Genomic DNA, 19,469 nt, shown 5'->3' on the forward strand with positions numbered 1-19,469 from the left:
CGCTTGGCAGGGTATGGTCCGCTTCCAGCGTTCGTTCTAATCCTTACGGATTGGTTACAGGAAACCCGGCAGCTTAGCTGCCGGGTTTTTTGTTATGTTCATTTCTAAAGTGCGGCATATGTCTTGCTTTTTTGCGCTTGGCAGTCTCTCTGGAGTTAGTCGGTAACGATAGAATTGGCTGCGGAGTAATGGGCATATGATGAAATGGTTTTGGCCAGGCGTAACATGGACAGCGGCGCTCACATCGCTCGCACTTTGGTTCGGCGCCGAACGGGTCGAAACTGACATTGCCGAACGTACGGGGCACGCGCTTTCACCCTATGCCTGGACAGGTTTTGATGTTGATGGTCGTGATGTTGTACTGAAGGGTATGGCTCCAGACCCGGAATCTCAACAGCTTGCCGTTAAGGCTCTGCAGGAAGTCGATGGTATTGGTGATCTCTCCGATCTCACGACGGTTCTCCAAGAAGCCAGTCCTTATGTATTTAAACTTACTAAAAACAATGAAGGTATAGTTCTGTCGGGCTTCATTCCAGATAATGGAATGCGTGATTCTATAATGAGTGCAGCAGAGTCGGCGGGCGATACCAATCTCGTCGACGATCAGATGGCGTTAGCGCGAGGGGCTCCACCCGAGTTTCAAGATCGCGTACTTTTAGCTATTGATCTCGCGAAGAAAATGGCTGGATCCGATATTGAAATCTCGGACGGTATAATAACGATCAAGGGGCACGCACTGAATGACGCAGCCTATGACGAGTTGACCGCTCTATTGAAAGCCCCTCTGCCGCTCGGTTTGAAGCTATCGAGTTCGGAAATTGCTCGGCCTTGATATCTTTTTACGTCTAGCGGCCTTCTTCCCCTGTTTCTTAGAAGATCCCAATTGACACAAGGCCTTTCGCTCCCTTTCCTATGTATATCGAAGGGGTGCTTCGGATTGGATGATAGGCGGAATTTGGATGCTGTATCTTGCGGGAATGTTCTGGCCGGTTCTCTTGTTGTCGCTTGTGATAGGTATTGCAGTGGGATGGTTGACCGCTGCAAAGTGACTGGTCACAGAATAGGGGAAGGGGATGAATGACCGATTTGTGCGGGGTATTTTTGATTGACTGCAGTGACTGGGGTCACGCGCAGATGCGTAGAGTATGAGGGAACCTAAATATGCCGATGTTGATCATCCAACTGGCGATTCTAATTGCGGTTGCCTTTGTGATTGGCTGCGTTTTGGGACGTCTCTTTAAAGGCAAGAAAAGTACCGCTAATGATAAGGAAGATACGATCATAGCGGCGGCTCTCTCTTCGCCGGCAATCGACGAAAAGCCTGAGCCGCTTGCGCCGTCAGAAGCTGAAGTAGTTGGCGGGCAGGAAACTGAGCCTGTTATTGAAGCTGAGGCACAGGCAACAAACGCTTCAGAAGAAGAAGTCACTCCGCCAGAAGCGGAAAACGTTGTTGCCGACGAACAAGCCTTAGTTGAAGAAGCTGTTGCGGTCGTCGAAGACCCTGATCGTCCAGAATTGCTGGATGCACCAATACGTGGAAAGCCGGATAATCTGACGGTAATTAACGGAGTTGGGAAAGCCGTAGAAGGAATGCTGCAGCAGCTTGGGGTGTTTCATTATGCGCAAATCGCACAGTGGAGCACTGATGAAGCAGCTTGGATCGAACGCCGCATTGGTTTCGCCGGACGCGTTTCGCGTGAAGGTTGGATCGCTCAAGCGGGGAAACTTGTTGAAACTTCCCCAAGTGGCACGTCCAAGCGAGGCTCTAAAGCAAAGAAAGCTGCACCAAAAGCCAAGGCTGCGCCGCGTACAAAGAAGACACAGGCTTGAGATTGGTAATCTATACTTTCCGACTAGGCCGACTCAACGTCGGCCATAAATCAGGTCAGTTCGGATATCGGCGCTGCCGGTGAGGCGAGCTTTATAAACCTCATAGTTTTCCATCACACGCTGTACATAGTTTCGCGTTTCGGAAAACGGAATTCGCTCGATCCAATCGACAACTTCTTCAATCGGTTTACCGCGCGGATCGCCATATTTTGCAACCCAATCGGATGCACGACGAGGGCCAGCATTATAACCGGCAAAAGTCAGCACATAGGATCCGTTGAAGCGATCGAGCTGTTCGCCCAGAAAATGCGCGCCCAGTGTCGCATTATAAGCGGCGTCGGTTGTGAGCTTCGGTGCAGAGAAAGCCATCCCATTGCGTGTCGCAACGCTTCTCGCCGTTTCTGGCATCAATTGTAACAGACCGCGCGCACCAGCTTTCGAAACTGCACTGATGTTGAATTCGCTTTCCTGACGCGCGATCGCATAGGCAAGCGCTTTGCCAGAGCCGCTGATATTTGCATGTGCTGGAATGGCGCCAATCGGATGCGATAGCGCACCGACATCCAATCCACGGAATGCAGCAGCTTTACCAACACGCAGAGCCAGATAATGGTTCTCGTTTTTCTCTGCCATCACAGCGAGAAGGGCGAGTTCACCAACGCTACCGAGTTCTTGTGAGAGCTGCGTATAAAGTGAGGTTGCGCGATTTCCATAACCAATCTGCTCAAGACGCTTGATCGCCTGCACAGCAGGGCGACCAGAGAAACGCACACGCTCGGCATCTGTTGGTCTCGGATACGCTAGCTCAGGCGCCTTCTCATTGAGCTTTGCGGCAGAAAGCTGACCGTAGAACGTGGTGCCGAAATGTGCAGAACGTCGATAATAGCCCTGTGCATTGCCGCCAGCGCCAGCTTCTGATGCGCGACCCAACCAGTAATAGGCACGGGAGGCGGAAATTGGACGGGATGAAATCTCTGCAATCTTGGCAAAATGCGGGGCCGCAAGCTTTGGCTGCTTGAGTGCACGCAATGCATACCAACCCGCATGAAACTCGGCTTCGGCTGCCATCGTGGGCGATTCGGCAGCATGTGCTGCTGCAAGTCGATAGGCGAGCTGAGGCTTGTTAATATCAAGAAGTTCGCGCGATAAAATGCGTCGCTCTACCCACCACGCGTCTGGATCAACGAGCGATGCGGCATCTTTTGGCGCTTTCAGCATCAGGTCTGTTGCTTCGCTAAAGCGATCTGCACGCCGCAGAAAACGAATCTGCAGGAACATATAGGCAGGGTTTGAGTGCCAAGAACGATCAACATCGGCGATGGCTTTTGCCGTATTCGGCGATTTTTGCGCAAGTGCTGCGTAAGCGTTATAAAGTGATTGCGCCTGTGCGGGGCCAGATAGAAGCTTGGCCGACTGCATGCGATCATTATAAAGCGAGCGCAGAAGACGACGCTGATGGTCGTCTCGGCTCAGAACGCTGCCAAATTCCTTCAGAATTTTCGCTTCATCATCTGCAGAAAGACGCTCTGTTGCCCACCATGGCGCTAGCAACTGGCGCGCCTTGGTACTGTTTCCGCTAGCTACATAGGCGCGTGCAAGAACAATCATGCCCTCAGTTGTCTGAGGACGTGTTGTACCAAATGTAGCAATGACCGTTGAAGCCGAAGCGTTTTCTTTTGCAAGTGCGCGTTCTGAGTTACGGCGTAAGGCCGACATGCCTGGCCAGCCTGGCAACTCTGATGCTGCCATTGCGATCTCAGCGCTAGGAACGCCGTCCAATCCGGATGTCGCGATCGACCATGTCAGAATCTGGCGATCAAGCGAGCCCTTGGGCATTCCATTGCGGTATGCAATTGCCCCCGTAGTGTCCCGGGAATAAAGCGCATCGAGACCACTCTTTAGCGTCCCACCAATTGCTGCAGGGTTTTCTACGCGACTAAAGGAGGAGGTAATAACCGGGTCTGGTGCCGCAGTAGGACGAGGCTTAGGGGTAACCAGATTGATTGGCGATTCACGTGTAGCTGTTGACGCAAAGGGGCGTGCCAGCGGCGTGGGAACCTCCGTTGGCAAAGATGATTGGGCATAGGCCGCCCCCATTTGCCCTGCAAGAAGCGAGGCAGCAATAATCAAACCGCCCGAAAAGAGCGCTTTTTGCTTTAATGGCGTATCTATATTTTTCTTACACATGATCTAACGAGAATAGAGTGCCTGTTTGTAGGCAAAATATTGTTCAAATCGGGCTTTTATAAGCCTGATCCACGGAGTGGTTGTCTGCTGTAAGACTATGATCTCGATGCATGAAGCATTGGTTAATAAAGAGTTATGTTTTTCTCTTGTCGGTTTTACCCCATAAAGGCATATCTTATGATGATGCTTCGATCAGTTTGGAGCAAACATTCACTGAGAAATTTTCGTAAAACTGTCATTTGCACGCTGATTTGGGCGGCCCCCCCGCTTGCCGGATTTGCCCTGCGAGACTATGGTGCATCGCCTCGCAACTGTTCTGGCATATAGGAAAGCCAGCTTGGTATTGCCGGGTTACGTCTCTATTTCTCAGGAGTTCACTGATGCTGAAAGGCTCGATTACTGCACTTGTCACGCCATTCGATAGTGAGGGAGCGTTCGACGAGAAAGCCTTTCGTGACTTCGTAAACTGGCAGATTGAAGAGGGGACCAAAGGTCTCGTTCCTGTCGGTACGACCGGTGAAACGCCTACGCTTTCCCATGACGAACATAAGCGTGTCATCGAGGTTTGCATCGAAGTTGCTGCAGGCCGCGTGCCTGTCATCGCCGGTGCCGGTTCTAACAACACTGTTGAAGCCATCGAGCTTGCGCAGCACGCCGAAAAGGCAGGTGCTGATGCAGTTCTCGTCGTGACGCCTTATTATAACAAGCCGAACCAGCGTGGTCTCTATGAGCATTTCTCGCGTGTGGCCCGTTCGATCTCTATCCCGCTTGTGATCTACAATATTCCGGGCCGCTCGATAATCGATATGACACCGGAAACCATGGGAGCTCTGGTTCGCGACCATAAAAATATTGTGGGTGTGAAGGACGCAACCGGCAAGATCGAACGCGTTTCGGAACAGCGGGCAACTTGCGGCAAAGAATTCATCCAGCTTTCGGGCGAAGATGCCACTGCTCTGGGCTTCAATGCGCATGGCGGCGTAGGCTGTATTTCGGTGACGTCTAACATCGCTCCTCGTCTTTGTGCGGAATTCCAGGCTGCTTGTCTGGCTGGTGATTATGCGAAGGCGCTGGAATTGCAGGATCGCCTGATGCCGCTGCACAAAGCATTATTCATAGAGCCAAATCCGTCGGGCCCGAAATATGCGCTTTCTCGTTTGGGTCGCATTGAAAATGTTCTGCGTTCGCCAATGGTTACGATCGAGGCAGCAACGGCTGAAAAGATCGATCAGGCTATGAAACACGCCGGTCTTGTCAACTAAGGCTGGTATTTTTGCCCGGTTGATGGATTTTTACGCTCTCGCCAGTGCGAGAGCGTTTTCATTTCCGGGAATGAGCATTATATGGTGCCATTATGAATAAGCCGAAAAACTCTCCCGCCCGCAAAATGGTCGCTGAAAACCGTAAAGCGCGCTACAATTTCGAGATTACCGATACGCTCGAAGCTGGTCTGGTTCTGACTGGCACCGAGGTTAAGTCCTTGCGCGCCAATCAGGCCAATATTGCTGAAAGCTATGCCAGCTTTGAGAATGGTGAATTCTGGCTGATCAATTCGTATATTCCTGAATATACGCAGGGTAATCGCTTCAACCATGAGCCGCGCCGCTTGCGTAAGCTGCTGATAAGCCGCCGCGAGATGTCGCGGATTTTTAACTCCGTATCACGCGAAGGCATGACCGTCGTTCCGTTGAAGCTTTACTTCAATGATCGTGGTCGTGCAAAGCTAGAAATTGGAGTGGCACGCGGTAAAAAGAATCACGACAAGCGCGAGACTGAAAAGCAGCGCGACTGGAACCGCGAGAAATCGCGTTTGCTGCGTGATCGGGGCTGACCAGCTCGAAGGTCTTTATAGCATTTCCGGCAAAAGTGCGAAGCGGTTTTGCTGCGGATAATGTGAAAAACAAAAAGTTACAGCGGTTCCAACGATTCATTTTTAACTGGATCGCTGTAAAAACAAAGAGCGCCACTTAGGCGCTCTTTTCGTTTGTAAACAATTTGGCAGCTCGAGATTTAGGAGTTGTTGGCAGTCGATATCAATAATCGTCGTCGAGATCGTCATCCTGACGGCGCTGCTGCTGTGGGCGCTCGGAAGGATCACGGCCGATTTCGGCTTTCAGTGAGACGAGGTCGATGAAGTGATCGGCCTGGCGACGCAATTCATCGGAAATCATTGCTGGCTGCGTGGTCAGAGTGGAAACCACGGAAACCTTGCGGCCCTTGCGCTGCAATGCTTCGACGAGAGAACGGAAATCGCCATCGCCCGAGAAAATGACAAAATGATCGACGGTATCGGTGAGCTGCATGGCATCGACCGTCAGTTCGATATCCATATTGCCTTTGACTTTGCGTCGGCCCGTTGAATCTGTAAATTCTTTAGCGGCCTTTGTCACGACCTTATAGCCGTTGTAATCAAGCCAGTCGATCAGTGGACGGATCGACGAGTATTCCTGATCTTCAACCAGAGCGGTGTAATAATAGGCGCGGAGCAAATAGCCCCGTTTCTGGAAGGCTTTCAAAAGTTTACGGTAATCGATATCGAAACCGAGGGTTTTTGAAGCTGCATATAAATTGGCGCCGTCAATAAAAAGCGCAATCTTTTCACGAGAATCGAACATCGTGTAATATATCCACTCTACGGTCGGAAGGGAGTGGGCCTGCGACCGCTTATTCAGATTTGTTTCTTAAACGGCGGGTGGTATTCATTTTTACCAATGCGTTTATTGCGTTCTAAGGACATATTATAGAAAAACAAGCAACCTAGGATTGTTATTTGTGCAAACTAAATTACTATTACGTGAATTTTGCACATTGCAACCGATAATAGCACGATTTCTATTGTTCCGATTTGAACCAAGACGCGTATTTGTCATACAGATTTATCAAGAGACACATTTGTCATACAGATTAACAAAGAATAACGAGTTTATCGTTGTTGTATGAAGGTTATCGCTACGCATTTGCGCTTTTGCTTGTAATTTCGACGCATAAGCGTTATGTGCTGGGAAAATTCCGATAAGTTTTAAGAGATGAAAGGGACCGCCTATGGCCCGCGTCACCGTTGAGGACTGCGTAGATAAGGTCGAGAACCGTTTTGAGCTGGTTCTTTTGGCCGGTCACCGTGCGCGCCAGATTTCCCAGGGCGCACAGATCACGATCGACCGTGATAACGATAAGAATCCTGTTGTTGCTCTGCGCGAGATTGCTGACGAAACGCTGTCGCCAGACGACCTGAAGGAAGATCTCATCCATTCGCTGCAGAAGCATGTCGAGGTTGATGAGCCAGAAGCTGCTGCTCCAGCTCAGATCACCGATGCATCAGACGCACTGGCCGAAGGCATTTCCGAAGCTGCAGAAGACGATGTTGTTTCCTTCGATCGTATGTCGGAAGAAGAGTTGCTGGCTGGTATTGAAGGCCTCGTTGCTCCTGAAAAGAACGACGACTTCTAATAGCCTTTCAGACTACCGTATTTTACATGCGCTGTAGCCCGGCAAGGCTGCAGCGCATGTTTTTATCTTCTTGAACGAGATGGCTAAAAAAGCCCATCACGCAGTAATTCACGCGAGTTTGAGTAGGGTTTCGACGAGAAATTAAGGCTGTTTGTAAAAAACAGGTTCAGAAGCTCGCAAAATATTCTATTTTTTAGCGATATCTGGAGCTTTTCTAACAAAACTGCGAAGTGGTTTTGCGTAGGGTAGCGCGGAAAAGTTAAGAGAGAGAGCGGCTCAAAGGATTCTGTTTAATGGGAACCGCTCTGATCTGAATAGCTGTTGTTTCGTATGTGACTGTGGGGAGTTTCTGTAGATGATGCGCCAATATGAGCTTGTAGAGCGTGTTCAGCGATACAAGCCTGACGTCAATGAGGCGCTTCTCAATAAGGCATATGTTTATGCCATGCAGAAGCACGGCAGTCAGAAGCGCGCATCGGGCGATCCTTACTTTTCACATCCGCTCGAAGTCGCAGCCATCCTCACCGACATGCATCTGGATGAAGCTACCATCGCGATTGCTCTCCTGCATGATACGATTGAAGACACGACCGCGACCCGACAGGAAATTGATCAGCTTTTTGGTCCTGAAATCGGCAAGCTAGTCGAAGGTCTGACAAAGCTTAAAAAGCTTGATCTTGTTTCCAAGAAAGCGGTGCAAGCTGAAAACCTTCGTAAGCTGTTGCTGGCGATCTCGGAAGACGTACGTGTTCTTCTGGTGAAGCTCGCCGACCGTTTGCACAATATGCGCACGCTTGGGGTGATGCGCGAAGACAAGCGTCTGCGCATTGCAGAAGAAACCATGGATATCTATGCGCCGCTTGCTGGCCGCATGGGTATGCAGGACACGCGTGAAGAACTTGAAGAGCTGGCGTTCCGCTATATCAATCCGGATGCCTGGCGTGCGGTTACAGATCGCCTTGCTGAACTTCTTGAAAAAAACCGCGGCCTTTTGCAGAAAATCGAAGAAGATCTTTCCGAGATCTTCCAGAAGAACGGCATCAAGGCGAGTGTCAAAAGTCGCCAGAAGAAGCCTTGGTCGGTTTTCCGCAAGATGGAAACCAAAGGCCTTTCTTTCGAGCAGCTATCCGATATTTTCGGCTTCCGCGTTATGGTCGAGTCCACACAGGACTGCTACCGCGCGCTCGGTTTGATTCACACGACCTGGTCGATGGTCCCAGGTCGGTTTAAAGATTATATTTCGACGCCCAAGCAAAACGATTATCGCTCGATTCATACAACGATTATCGGCCCGTCGCGTCAGCGTATCGAACTGCAGATCCGTACCCGCGTCATGGACGAGATTGCAGAATTCGGTGTGGCCGCCCATTCGATCTACAAGGATCGTGGTAGCGCCAACAATCCGCATCAGATTTCGACTGAAACCAACGCTTATGCTTGGTTGCGTCAGACAATTGAACAGTTGTCCGAAGGCGATAACCCGGAAGAGTTTCTAGAACATACAAAGCTTGAGCTGTTTCAGGATCAGGTTTTCTGCTTCACGCCGAAGGGCCGCCTGATTGCGCTGCCGCGTGGAGCGACACCAATCGATTTTGCCTATGCGGTCCATACCGATATTGGCGATAGCTGCGTGGGCGCCAAGGTCAACGGTCGTATCATGCCGCTGATGACGGAACTTAAGAATGGCGACGAAGTGGATATCATCCGCTCCAAGGCGCAGGTGCCCCCAGCAGCATGGGAGTCGCTCGTTGCAACAGGTAAGGCGCGTGCTGCGATCCGCCGTGCAACACGTTCTGCTGTTCGCAAGCAATATTCCGGCCTTGGCATGCGCATTCTCGAGCGGGCTTTTGAGCGTGCCGGAAAAGCATTCAGCAAGGATATCCTCAAGCCTGGTTTGCCGCGTCTTGCACGCAAAGAGGTTGAAGATGTTCTGGCGGCTGTGGGACGCGGTGAATTGCCGTCGACTGATGTGGTGAAGGCAGTTTATCCAGACTATCAGGATACGCGCGTTACTTCGCAGAACAGCCCGGCAAAAACTGGCGAAAAGGGCTGGTTTAACATTCAGAACGCAGCTGGCATGATCTTCAAGGTGCCGGAAGGTTCTGAAGGTGCCGAAGAACCCGCTGCGACCGGCGAAAAGCCGAAGCGCAAAGCTGTGCCGATCCGTGGCACTAATTCCGATCTGCCAGTGCGTTTCGCGCCGGAAGGTGCTGTGCCGGGTGATCGTATTGTTGGTATCATGCAACCAGGCGCCGGTATCACGATCTACCCGATCCAGTCGCCTGCATTGACGGCCTATGACGACCAGCCGGAGCGCTGGATCGACGTGCGCTGGGATATTGATGAAGGGATGCATGAACGCTTCCCTGCGCGCATCAGCGTATCTGCAATCAACTCGCCGGGATCGCTGGCTGAGATTGCGCAGATCGTTGCTGCCAACGACGCCAATATTCACAATCTCTCAATGGTGCGGACCGCACCTGATTTTACTGAAATGATAATTGACGTTGAAGTGTGGGATCTAAAGCACCTCAACCGCATCATTTCCCAGTTAAAAGAAAGCGCAAGCGTTAGCGGCGCAAAGCGTGTGAACGGGTAGGACAAATATGAAAACCGAAGATGTGCTTGCCGTCTTCCGCGAAGCGGGAGCGATCCTTGAAGGCCACTTTATTCTCACTTCCGGTCTGCGCAGCCCGGTCTTCCTGCAGAAAGCACGCGTTTTCATGCATGCGGATAAGACCGAGAAGCTTTGCAAGGCGCTGGCAGAAAAGATCAAGGCAGCTGATCTCGGCAAGATCGACTATGTCGTCGGCCCTGCAATCGGTGGCCTTATCCCTTCATACGAAACTTCACGCCATCTTGGCGTCCCGTCGGTTTGGGTTGAGCGTGAAAACGGCGTCTTCCGCCTGCGTCGTTTCGATGTGCCAAAAGGTGCACGCGTTGTGATCGTGGAGGACATCGTCACGACAGGGCTTTCGATTCGCGAAACTATCGAATGCATGAAGGATATCGGCATCGAAGTGGTTGCTGCTGCATGCATCGTTGATCGTTCAGCTGGTAAGGCTGATGTCGGAACGAAGTTGATTGCCCTCGCGGAATACGAAGTACCAGCCTATTCGCCAGATGACTTGCCACCGGAACTCGCTGCAATCCCAGCGATTAAGCCAGGAAGCCGTAATATTTAAGCGATTTCGACTATATTATTGATTTTGCTCAAGGCTGTTTCCACCCTGCGGCGAAATTGCGCTTTGCGGTATTCATCTAGTACCCTTAATTTAGGGGGAAGGGCACGCCCATGCCCATCCCCCTATCTAGGAATTTGTCGTGGCTGTTGCGCCTCTTATATTCGACTCAAAATCCCCTTATCGTGCTCCCTGTGGCGTGTGCGTGGATTGTGATGTGCGTCGTATGGCGGTTTGCTCTGCGCTTGATGACGGTGATCTTGGCGCGCTTGAAGCGATTATGACCTCCAAGAAGCTCGATGCAAACGAGATGTTGGTGGAAGAGGGCGATCCAAAGCGCCGCGTTTTCAGCCTAACATCGGGTATGTTGCGCATCTATACATCGCTGCCGGACGGTCGCCGCCAGATTGCGGGCTTTCTTGTTCCGGGTGACTATCTCGGTTTGGCCGACGATGACGTCTACTCGCAATCGGCAGAAGCAGTTGTTCCGTCTGTGCTTTGTGCCTTTTCCACCAAGGAAATGGACAGTCTGATGGAGCGGTTTCCAAGGCTGAAAGAACGCCTCCACCAAATGACTCGCGAAGCATTGCGCACCGCGCGTGATAATCAGCTCGTGTTGGGGCGTCTTGCACCGGTGGAAAAGCTAGCAAGCTTCCTTTTGGTTTTAGGCGCACGCACGGAAAAGCGTGGCGGAAAGCCTAATCTTGTTCATCTGTCGATGAACCGCACTGACATCGCGGACTATCTTGGCCTGACGATTGAAACCGTTAGCCGGAGCTTCACAAAGCTCAAGACCCAGGGGCTTATCCAGTTACTGGACGCCAACACGGTCGAGATATTGTCTCGCCGTTCGCTTGCTGCGGTTGCCGGAATGGACCCTGACACCGCGTAAATTCATTCACAGCAATCCCAATATTTTTGTTTTGAATTCGTTGATTCAAATCAATGAACTTTGCCTCAGCCACCATTACACCTGACCGTAGAGGATGATGCAGCACATTGCAGTGCTGCTCGATCATAACGAGGTGAACAGGTGTCGTTGTGGCTGGCAATTACAATATCGGCTGTCATGTGTGCGGGATTCCTTGCCGCCTCATGCCGACTTGCCCGGCAGAATGCCCTTCTTCGTCCGGTGCGCGTAAAGGTGAGAGGCTCTCACCTGATCGTCAGGAGCGGGGAGTGGAGCCATCATGCATGAAGCCGCGATAAGACGATATGCGGCGCTTGCCGTTCCCCGCTATACATCGTTCCCAACTGCTGTGGATTTCACGCCTATCACACCTGACAGCACAAAGCGCTGGCTGCGTCAGATCGGTCCGGAAGAAAGCGTCTCGCTTTATATCCATGTGCCGTACTGCAAAGAGATCTGCCACTATTGCGGTTGTCATTCCAAGATGGCGATCCGCGAAGACGTCATCGAAAATTTCGTCGTAGCTCTGTTGAGCGAGATTGAAACTGTAAGCGCAAGTCTGACGGCTCGTCCGCAAGTCGTGCATCTGCATTGGGGCGGGGGCACCCCTTCTATTCTGCATGCCACGCAGTTCAAGCGTATCATGGCGGCTCTTCGCCTGTCGTTTGATTTTCATCCGGACATGGAACACGCCATTGAGCTTGATCCACGCACGGTCAATCCAATTCTGGCAAAGACCTTGTCGTTGATGGGCGTGAACCGTGCAAGCCTTGGTGTTCAGGATGTGGATGCTGATGTGCAGAAAGCAATTGGTCGCGTTCAGCCGATTGAAACGGTTATTCGTGCGGCAACCCTGCTGCGAGAAGTCGGCATAGATAAGCTAAACTTTGACCTTATCTATGGTCTGCCGCTGCAAACGATTGAGACGCTGCGTGAGACCTGCAAGCGGGTCGCTGAGCTCAAGCCTGATCGCGTTGCCTGCTTCGGTTATGCACACCTGCCGCAGCGTCGCGCCAATCAGCGGTTGATCGACGAGGACAGCCTGCCGGATGCCGACGAGCGTTTTGCGCAGGCAAGCACAGTTGCCGATAGTTTCATCGGCTTCGGCTATCAGCCTGTTGGCATTGATCATTTCGCTCTACCTGACGACGCACTCGCTATTGCTGCGCGTGAAGGTGCACTGCATCGTAACTTCCAGGGCTACACGACGGATCGCTGCCATACACTGATCGGCTTTGGGCCGTCATCGATTTCACAATATCCGGGTGGATACGCGCAGAATATTTCCGATGTTGGACAATACAGCAAGCGGGCAGTAGCGGGCGATCTTGCAACCGTGCGTGGTTATACAATGCGCGATACAGATCGCGTGCGGGCAGGGATCATTACCGCTCTTATGTGCAATTTCCGTGTCGATCTGAACCATGCCGCGCCGGATATGGAGTTTTCCGATGAGATGGCACTGCTTCGTCCGCTGGTCGCTGATGGGCTGGTCGAGGTGGATAACGGGATAATTACTGCGACCGAAGACGGCAAGCCACTCATCCGCTTGGTGGCGGCAACATTCGACGAGTTTCGCAGGGAAAGTATGCACGGCTTCAGTTTCGCCGTGTAGTTAGAGCTACAATTTGCGCATTGCTGAAATATCATTCGCAATGTGCGCCAGAGCAAAGAAGTAGGGTGGGTTTCACTCTATTTTAGAGCTGCCGCTGCACCGGGCCGTCAAAAGGTCAGTGGCATTAGGGGCACCGTTCGTTGGGGGATGAACGGTGCCCCACTATTTTCAAACCATAAGCTGGTTTGGCTTATCGAGCCTTTTCCATCTTAGGCAGGAAGATCGTCAACAGGCCGAGAAGCGGAAGATACGAGCAGATCTGATAGACGAACTCGATGCTTGTGCGGTCGGCGACGATGCCGAGCGCTGCTGCTGCAATACCCGCAATGCCGAATGCGAGGCCGAAGAACAGGCCTGAAACCATGCCCACACGTCCCGGAAGCAGTTCTTGTGCGAACACGATGATGGCAGGGAAGGCAGATGCCAGCACGAAACCGATGATCACGGTGAGAACAGCTGTTACTTCAAGGTTTGCATAAGGCAAGGCGAGTGTGAAGGGAACGATACCGAGGATCGATACCCAGATCACAGTGCGCGTGCCGATCTTGTCGCCGATAGGACCTCCGACGATCGTACCTGCTGCAACTGCACCGAGGAACACGAACAGCAGCAACTGCGATGCCTGTACGGTCACGCCGAAATGGCTGATCGTATAGAAGGTGTAATAGCTCGTAAGGCTGGCCATATAGACGTATTTGGTGAAGATCAGCATGGCGAGCACGGAGATCGACGCAATAACCTTCTTACGTGGTAGCGGCAGGGTTTTGTCGGGCTTTGGCTTGCTCTTATTGGCAAGATTATGCTGGTTGTACCAATTGCCAACATACCACAGCAGAGCCATGCCGATCAGGGCTGCGATAGAGAACCACGACACGCTGGCTTGACCGAACGGCAGCACAATGAAAGCTGCAAGCAGCGGTCCAATCGATGAGCCGAAATTACCGCCTACCTGAAACAGCGACTGTGCAAAGCCGTGGCGGCCACCCGATGCAAGACGTGCAACGCGCGCAGCTTCCGGATGGAATACCGAAGAACCGAAACCGATGAAGGCCGCACCCAAAAGCAGGACCGAATAATGATGAGCCGTTGCAAGCAGGATCAGGCCGATCAGCGTGCAACCCATGCCGAAGGGTAGCGAGTAAGGCATCGGACGACGGTCGGTATAGATGCCCACAATCGGCTGTAGGATCGAAGCCGTTACCTGAAATGTGAAGGTTAGCAAGCCGATCTGCCAGAAAGACAGGCTGTAGTTGTCCTTTAGCATCGGATAGATGGCCGGAAGGAGCGACTGCATCATGTCGTTCAGGAAGTGGCCCATACTCGTGGCCAGAATAATGGCGAGAACCGTATTGTTCGCGCTACTGCTTGTTGGCTGCTCGGCAGCACTCATGCTCATAGTCCTACTCCGAAGGTAATTTGGAACGGGATTTTCCCGCAAAGTGGTGAGGTCGGTCCGGAAACCCAATTCGTACGTTTACGAATATTTCTAACCTGACCATTTCATAATCATATTGTTTCGCGCCTGCTTTCGTGATTTGGTCCATTACCTTCGAGAGTGGGCCAAAGCCAATGAAGCCAAAATCGCCACCGGGGCTTTTATTACCGGGCAGTGAGGACCTGCAAAAGTTCCACGAACAACGGATCGCCATGTTGGAAAACATGGGCGGACCAGTAATTGCACTTCCAACAAAATATCCTGATGGCTATTTTGTTCCTCGTCATAGTCATAGCCGTGCGCAGCTTTTATGCGCGTCACAGGGGGTGGTGCTGGTTACAACCGATGCAGGACGCTGGATGATCCCCGGTGATCACGCGATGTGGATTCCTGCTGGTGTCAAACATTCCGTCGAAATCGTTGGCGATGTGTTCATGCGCTCCATCTATATCGCTCTTGATGCAATTTCCGGTGTGCCAGACTATCTGCATGTGGTGGGGCTGACCGACCTGATGCGCTGCCTGATTATCGATGCAACCTCTGTCGATAGCATTCCCGAACCGGGAAGCCGCGATGCTTTGGTAATCGATCTCATTCTGAAAGACCTTCACACCTTGCCGCAAAGGCCACTTGGTTTGCCATTTCCGGCAGACATACGCTTGCAAAAGCTGTGTCGGGAGTTCGTGACGAAGCCCTCGGCTCGCGCAACAATTGACGAATGGGCTGACCGTATGGCGATGAGTAGACGCTCATTTACCCGTCATTTTCAGCGAGAAACTGGTGTGAGCTTATCTGTCTGGCGGCAGCAGGCTTGCCTTTTTGCCGCTGTCCCACGCCTTACCGAAGGTGAAGCGGTTACAAGCGTGGCGCTTGATTTGGGCTACGATAGCGTTTCCGCCTTCACGACAATGTTTCGCCGTATGCTGGGTGTATCTCCGAAGTTCTATTTACCTCGTATGCAGACAGCCCACATCGAGGGCCACGAGAAACTGTTATCCGGATTGGTAGCTCAATAATAACAATTGTCTCGGTGAGCAGAGAGCAGTATTAGAAGCCCATGTTGTTCCAACGTCGAAATCCGCCGAGCCGAAAAGAGCGCCTGAGGCTGCTCGTCTGGCCGCGCCGTTCCTTTGCTCGCTCATTCAAATATGGCGGCAAGCGAGTGCTGCGCATCACCGCCTCTCCACATGCGGTCGCTGCAGGCTTGGCCGTTGGCGTTTTTTCAGCTTTCACACCGTTTTTCGGATTTCACCTGATTATCGCAATCGTCCTGGCCTATTTTCTGGCTGGTAATATTGCCGCTGCAGCTCTTGGCACTACGCTTGCCAATCCGTTGACGCTTCCGTTTATCTGGGGAAGCACCTATGAGCTGGGCCGCTTTGTCATAAGCGGAGACCTGGAAAGCGCGCCGCCTTTACACCTGGGACATGCGCTTCAGACGATGAAATTCGGTGAAGTCTGGACGCCTCTGCTTAAGCCTATGTTGTTCGGATCGACGATTCTCGGTGCGGCTTTTGCGGTAGTCGCCTATTTCGTCACACGCTTTGCGGTAACTGCCTTTCGTCGGCGCCGGCTCGAGCGCCTTGCTGAGAAGCACAGTCTCTATCGGTCGCGGGAGCCGAAAAACATATGATCATTGGCATTGGCAGCGATCTTATTGATATACGCCGTATAGAGAAAACACTTGAAAAGCACGGCGATCGCTTCACTCAACGAGTATTTACTGAGATTGAACAGGCAAAATCCGACGCTCGTAAACAGCGTGCAGCCTCTTATGCAAAGCGTTTCGCTGCAAAGGAAGCCTGTTCAAAGGCTCTTGGTACCGGGCTTTCGAATGGTGTGTTCTGGCGGGACATGGGTGTCGTCAATACGCCTTCGGGCAAGCCGACGATGAAGCTTACGGGCGGAGCAGCAGAACAATTGAAACGTATGCTGCCACAAGGCACGCGTGCTGCCATACATCTGACAATTACAGATGATTTTCCTCTCGCTCAGGCCTTCGTCATTATCGAAGCTCTTCCTTTAGCGGAATAATTGATGTTGCGGAAATGGTGAAGACTGGTTTCCCGACAAGGATATGAACAAAACAATTGCGATTGTGACAGGTAAACTCCTGCTCATAATCGTGCGAGAAACCGGTGATTGGATTGCCTCGGGCAATCTAAGCCGTTATTAGATCGCACATCGGCAAGCGGAGATACAATGAGCGTGTCCAGCAAAAGTGAGACTAAAAAATCGGGTGGCTTTGGCGAAACCATCAGCGTTATCGTGCAAGCACTGTTGCTGGCGCTGGTTATCCGTAGCCTGCTTTTCCAACCATTCAGTATTCCATCCGGCTCCATGCGCCCCACTTTGCTGGAAGGCGATTATCTGTTTGTGTCGAAATATGCCTACGGTTATTCGCGCTATTCGCTGCCTTTTGGTCTCGACCTTTTCTCAGGTCGTATCTGGGCCGCTGAGCCAAAACGTGGTGACGTTGTCGTCTTCAAGCTGCCAAGTGATACGAATGTCGATTACATCAAACGTGTGATCGGTCTGCCAGGTGATCGTGTGCAGATGCGAGGTGGTGTGCTTTACATCAACGATGTTGCGGTAAAGCGCGAACGCGTTGGCACCATCGATAATCCTGACGTGACGGAGGTCAATCGACCGGTTGAAGTCTATCGCGAAACGCTGCCAAACGGTGTGACCTACGACACGCTTGATCTGGCGCCAAATTCCATTGGCGACGATACGCGCGTATTTGAGGTGCCAGCTGGCCATTACTTCATGATGGGTGACAACCGCGATAACTCGCTCGATAGCCGCTTTGGCGTCGGCTATGTGCCTTTTGAAAACCTTGTCGGTCGTGCAAACATCATCTTTTTCTCAATCGCCGATAAGTCAAGCCCGCTTGAAATCTGGAAATGGCCGTCTGATGTTCGTTTCAGCCGACTTATTTCATGGGTAAGTGGCGAGCCGCATACAGCTGTAACCGGAAACTAAAATGGTCTCCGCGAATAAAGCAGCAGAAATTCTGGAGGCGCGCACAGGATACCGTTTTCAAAATCTGAAACGGCTTGAACGTGCGCTCACCCATTCAAGTGTCCAGGCACCATCCCGTGCCAATTATGAACGCCTTGAGTTTCTTGGCGACCGCGTGCTTGGTCTCGTGGTTGCCGAAATGCTTTTTGAAGCATTTCCAGAGGCTCCAGAAGGCGAATTGTCGGTGCGCCTAAGTGCGCTGGTCAATGCGGAAACCTGTGCCGCGATTGCGGACGAAATCGGGCTTGCCGATCTCATCCACACAGGTTCCGACATTAAATCGCTCAATGATAAGCGCTTGTTGAATGTTCGTGCAGACGTTGTCGAAGCGCTGATCGCCACGATGTATCTTGATGGTGGGCTGGAGGCTGCGCGCGGCTTCATAAAGCGCTACTGGCAGGAGCGTTCGCTTGAGACCGGAGCAGCTCGTCGTGATGCCAAGACTGAGTTGCAGGAATGGGCGCATCAGCAAGGCAATGTACATCCATCTTACAGCATTTTGAGCCGCAGTGGGCCGGACCACGACCCGCTTTTCACCGTTGAAGTGACAGTGAAAGGATTTGCACCCGAAACGGGTGAAGGTAGATCCAAGCGGATTGCTGAGCAAAGCGCTGCAGAAGCGATGCTTTATAGGGAATCTGTCTGGAAACGCGACACTTCCGGCTAATGCGGAAATCTGCATTCTTTTAAGCGAAATTCGGCTATAATCGGATCAACAGCGACAGTGGTGGGCTTGTCGCATAGGGCAGATTGGTTTTGGGCGAGGAGCCAATCTCTGCCATCAATTTGAAATCGAGCAATTCCAGCGAAAGTGGGGACGGGACCGCGTCGGGAATTGCGCAAAACAAAATTGGAGTGCTTCCCACTTCTTGTGAAATGGGTTGCTCCTAAAAGGATAAGCAATGAATAATCCGACGACGCCGACTTCCGGCGAAATTGAAACCGGGCAGACACGTTCTGGCTTTGTAGCGCTGATTGGGGCGCCAAACGCCGGAAAGTCCACGCTGGTTAACCAGTTGGTGGGAACCAAGGTTTCAATCGTCACGCATAAGGTACAGACCACGCGCGCGCTGGTTCGTGGTATCTTCATCGAGAACAATGCGCAGATCGTACTTGTCGATACACCCGGTATTTTCCGTCCAAAGCGCAGGCTGGACCGTGCGATGGTCACGACCGCATGGGGCGGCGCGAAAGATGCCGACATCATCCTCGTTCTGCTGGATGCACAGGGTGGTCTCAACGAGAACGCAGAAGCGCTTCTGGAAAGCATGAAAAACGTGCGCCAGAAGAAGGTGCTGGTGCTCAACAAAGTTGATCGCGTTGATCCCCCGGTTCTGCTGGATCTGGCAAAGAAGGCCAATGAGCTTGTCACCTTTGATCAGACTTTCATGATCTCTGCGCTGAACGGTTCGGGCTGTAAGGATCTCGCAAAGTTCCTGGCGGAAACCGTTCCAAATGGCCCTTGGTATTATCCGGAAGATCAGATTTCCGACATGCCGATGCGCCAGCTTGCAGCGGAAATCACCCGTGAAAAGCTTTATCTGCGCCTGCATGAAGAACTGCCTTATTCCTCGACGGTAGAAACCGAGCGCTGGGAAGAGCGTAAGGACGGCTCGGTACGTATCGAGCAGGTCATTTATGTTGAGCGCGAAAGTCAAAAGAAGATCGTACTTGGCCATAAGGGCGAAACGATCAAGGCTATCGGTCAGGCTGCGCGTAAAGAGATCAGCGAAATTCTTGAACAGAACGCGCATCTCTTTCTGTTTGTAAAAGTTCGCGAAAACTGGGGCAACGATCCTGAGCGTTATCGTGAAATGGGTCTGGACTTCCCGACTTAAG

At 51.9% G+C, this 19,469-nt stretch carries 18 protein-coding genes; 15 read left to right on the forward strand and 3 right to left on the reverse strand.

Annotated features, from left to right (window positions below):
• Window positions 1-196: 196 nt before the first annotated feature.
• Complete coding sequence (locus CEV34_RS11745) at window positions 197-832, forward strand: BON domain-containing protein (protein WP_007874258.1); 636 nt, start codon at window positions 197-199, stop codon at window positions 830-832.
• 329 nt (window positions 833-1,161) lie between these two features.
• Window positions 1,162-1,830, forward strand: a complete 669-nt coding sequence (locus tag CEV34_RS11750; RefSeq protein WP_094543654.1) for a hypothetical protein — start codon at window positions 1,162-1,164, stop codon at window positions 1,828-1,830.
• A 33-nt stretch (window positions 1,831-1,863) separates the two neighbouring features.
• Here CEV34_RS11750 and CEV34_RS11755 read toward each other — a convergent pair whose 3' ends face one another.
• Window positions 1,864-4,017 (reverse strand): lytic transglycosylase domain-containing protein, encoded by a 2,154-nt coding sequence (locus CEV34_RS11755; RefSeq protein ID WP_083898625.1) that lies wholly within the window; start codon window positions 4,015-4,017, stop codon window positions 1,864-1,866.
• Between the two features lie 380 nt (window positions 4,018-4,397).
• On the opposite strand from CEV34_RS11755, the gene dapA reads away from it, so the two are divergent.
• On the forward strand, window positions 4,398-5,279 hold the full coding sequence (gene dapA / locus CEV34_RS11760; protein ID WP_007874261.1) for a 4-hydroxy-tetrahydrodipicolinate synthase: 882 nt from the start codon (window positions 4,398-4,400) through the stop codon (window positions 5,277-5,279).
• Between the two features lie 92 nt (window positions 5,280-5,371).
• A complete protein-coding gene (gene smpB / locus CEV34_RS11765; protein WP_024897322.1) occupies window positions 5,372-5,848 on the forward strand; it encodes an SsrA-binding protein SmpB in 477 nt (158 codons plus the stop codon).
• Between the two features lie 202 nt (window positions 5,849-6,050).
• Here smpB and CEV34_RS11770 read toward each other — a convergent pair whose 3' ends face one another.
• The gene (locus CEV34_RS11770; protein ID WP_064320375.1) at window positions 6,051-6,632 is read right to left on the reverse strand and encodes a LabA-like NYN domain-containing protein; all 582 of its coding nucleotides are present in this window, start codon (window positions 6,630-6,632) and stop codon (window positions 6,051-6,053) included.
• Window positions 6,633-7,059: 427 nt separating this feature from the next.
• Between CEV34_RS11770 and rpoZ the strand changes: the two genes are divergently transcribed.
• The 5 genes from rpoZ to hemN all read left to right on the forward strand — a co-directional run bounded on the left by rpoZ (window position 7,060) and on the right by hemN (window position 13,171).
• A complete protein-coding gene (rpoZ, locus tag CEV34_RS11775; RefSeq protein ID WP_007874272.1) occupies window positions 7,060-7,464 on the forward strand; it encodes a DNA-directed RNA polymerase subunit omega in 405 nt (134 codons plus the stop codon).
• Between the two features lie 355 nt (window positions 7,465-7,819).
• Entirely contained in the window at window positions 7,820-10,063 is a 2,244-nt protein-coding gene (locus tag CEV34_RS11780; RefSeq protein ID WP_079211690.1) for a RelA/SpoT family protein, read from the forward strand.
• Window positions 10,064-10,070: 7 nt separating this feature from the next.
• Window positions 10,071-10,649: an orotate phosphoribosyltransferase gene (gene pyrE, locus CEV34_RS11785; protein WP_007874281.1), complete on the forward strand. Its 579-nt coding sequence runs from the start codon at window positions 10,071-10,073 to the stop codon at window positions 10,647-10,649.
• 223 nt (window positions 10,650-10,872) lie between these two features.
• Window positions 10,873-11,538: a helix-turn-helix domain-containing protein gene (locus tag CEV34_RS11790; protein ID WP_007874282.1), complete on the forward strand. Its 666-nt coding sequence runs from the start codon at window positions 10,873-10,875 to the stop codon at window positions 11,536-11,538.
• Between the two features lie 298 nt (window positions 11,539-11,836).
• Window positions 11,837-13,171: an oxygen-independent coproporphyrinogen III oxidase gene (gene hemN / locus CEV34_RS11795; protein WP_094543655.1), complete on the forward strand. Its 1,335-nt coding sequence runs from the start codon at window positions 11,837-11,839 to the stop codon at window positions 13,169-13,171.
• 190 nt (window positions 13,172-13,361) lie between these two features.
• Here the strand turns inward: hemN and CEV34_RS11800 are convergent, their stop codons facing one another.
• The gene (locus CEV34_RS11800) at window positions 13,362-14,567 is read right to left on the reverse strand and encodes an MFS transporter (RefSeq protein WP_007874284.1); all 1,206 of its coding nucleotides are present in this window, start codon (window positions 14,565-14,567) and stop codon (window positions 13,362-13,364) included.
• A 173-nt stretch (window positions 14,568-14,740) separates the two neighbouring features.
• On the opposite strand from CEV34_RS11800, the gene CEV34_RS11805 reads away from it, so the two are divergent.
• The 6 genes from CEV34_RS11805 (at window position 14,741) to era (ending at window position 19,468) form a co-directional block, all read left to right on the forward strand.
• Complete coding sequence (locus CEV34_RS11805; protein WP_039859613.1) at window positions 14,741-15,622, forward strand: AraC family transcriptional regulator; 882 nt, start codon at window positions 14,741-14,743, stop codon at window positions 15,620-15,622.
• Window positions 15,623-15,663: 41 nt separating this feature from the next.
• A complete protein-coding gene (gene bspA / locus CEV34_RS11810; RefSeq protein ID WP_039859616.1) occupies window positions 15,664-16,239 on the forward strand; it encodes a type IV secretion system effector BspA in 576 nt (191 codons plus the stop codon).
• Window positions 16,236-16,640, forward strand: coding sequence for a holo-ACP synthase (gene acpS, locus CEV34_RS11815; protein WP_007874289.1), 405 nt, complete (start codon window positions 16,236-16,238; stop codon window positions 16,638-16,640). The genes bspA and acpS overlap by 4 nt, the downstream gene beginning before the upstream one ends.
• Before the next feature lie 168 nt (window positions 16,641-16,808).
• The gene (lepB, locus tag CEV34_RS11820) at window positions 16,809-17,591 is read left to right on the forward strand and encodes a signal peptidase I (protein ID WP_007874290.1); all 783 of its coding nucleotides are present in this window, start codon (window positions 16,809-16,811) and stop codon (window positions 17,589-17,591) included.
• Between the two features lies 1 nt (window position 17,592).
• Complete coding sequence (gene rnc / locus CEV34_RS11825) at window positions 17,593-18,297, forward strand: ribonuclease III (protein ID WP_094543656.1); 705 nt, start codon at window positions 17,593-17,595, stop codon at window positions 18,295-18,297.
• Window positions 18,298-18,532: 235 nt separating this feature from the next.
• The gene (era, locus tag CEV34_RS11830) at window positions 18,533-19,468 is read left to right on the forward strand and encodes a GTPase Era (protein ID WP_007874292.1); all 936 of its coding nucleotides are present in this window, start codon (window positions 18,533-18,535) and stop codon (window positions 19,466-19,468) included.
• Window position 19,469: the final 1 nt, after the last annotated feature.

Origin of the sequence: Brucella pseudogrignonensis (assembly GCF_002252525.1) — a bacterium.
Classification (GTDB): domain Bacteria; phylum Pseudomonadota; class Alphaproteobacteria; order Rhizobiales; family Rhizobiaceae; genus Brucella; species Brucella pseudogrignonensis.

What these genes read in the sequence shown, in the direction of transcription:
- CEV34_RS11805 (WP_039859613.1), top strand. Translation starts at nt 14,741, where the DNA reads ATGAAGCCAAAATCGCCACCGGGGCTTTTATTACCGGGCAGTGAGGAC.
- CEV34_RS11780 (WP_079211690.1), top strand. Translation starts at nt 7,820, where the DNA reads ATGATGCGCCAATATGAGCTTGTAGAGCGTGTTCAGCGATACAAGCCT.
- CEV34_RS11770 (WP_064320375.1), bottom strand. Translation starts at nt 6,632, where the DNA reads ATGTTCGATTCTCGTGAAAAGATTGCGCTTTTTATTGACGGCGCCAAT.
- bspA (WP_039859616.1), top strand. Translation starts at nt 15,664, where the DNA reads ATGTTGTTCCAACGTCGAAATCCGCCGAGCCGAAAAGAGCGCCTGAGG.
- CEV34_RS11800 (WP_007874284.1), bottom strand. Translation starts at nt 14,567, where the DNA reads ATGAGCATGAGTGCTGCCGAGCAGCCAACAAGCAGTAGCGCGAACAAT.
- acpS (WP_007874289.1), top strand. Translation starts at nt 16,236, where the DNA reads ATGATCATTGGCATTGGCAGCGATCTTATTGATATACGCCGTATAGAG.
- CEV34_RS11750 (WP_094543654.1), top strand. Translation starts at nt 1,162, where the DNA reads ATGCCGATGTTGATCATCCAACTGGCGATTCTAATTGCGGTTGCCTTT.
- dapA (WP_007874261.1), top strand. Translation starts at nt 4,398, where the DNA reads ATGCTGAAAGGCTCGATTACTGCACTTGTCACGCCATTCGATAGTGAG.
- CEV34_RS11745 (WP_007874258.1), top strand. Translation starts at nt 197, where the DNA reads ATGATGAAATGGTTTTGGCCAGGCGTAACATGGACAGCGGCGCTCACA.
- rnc (WP_094543656.1), top strand. Translation starts at nt 17,593, where the DNA reads ATGGTCTCCGCGAATAAAGCAGCAGAAATTCTGGAGGCGCGCACAGGA.
- hemN (WP_094543655.1), top strand. Translation starts at nt 11,837, where the DNA reads ATGCATGAAGCCGCGATAAGACGATATGCGGCGCTTGCCGTTCCCCGC.
- CEV34_RS11790 (WP_007874282.1), top strand. Translation starts at nt 10,873, where the DNA reads ATGGCGGTTTGCTCTGCGCTTGATGACGGTGATCTTGGCGCGCTTGAA.
- CEV34_RS11755 (WP_083898625.1), bottom strand. Translation starts at nt 4,017, where the DNA reads ATGTGTAAGAAAAATATAGATACGCCATTAAAGCAAAAAGCGCTCTTT.
- rpoZ (WP_007874272.1), top strand. Translation starts at nt 7,060, where the DNA reads ATGGCCCGCGTCACCGTTGAGGACTGCGTAGATAAGGTCGAGAACCGT.
- era (WP_007874292.1), top strand. Translation starts at nt 18,533, where the DNA reads ATGAATAATCCGACGACGCCGACTTCCGGCGAAATTGAAACCGGGCAG.
- pyrE (WP_007874281.1), top strand. Translation starts at nt 10,071, where the DNA reads ATGAAAACCGAAGATGTGCTTGCCGTCTTCCGCGAAGCGGGAGCGATC.
- smpB (WP_024897322.1), top strand. Translation starts at nt 5,372, where the DNA reads ATGAATAAGCCGAAAAACTCTCCCGCCCGCAAAATGGTCGCTGAAAAC.
- lepB (WP_007874290.1), top strand. Translation starts at nt 16,809, where the DNA reads ATGAGCGTGTCCAGCAAAAGTGAGACTAAAAAATCGGGTGGCTTTGGC.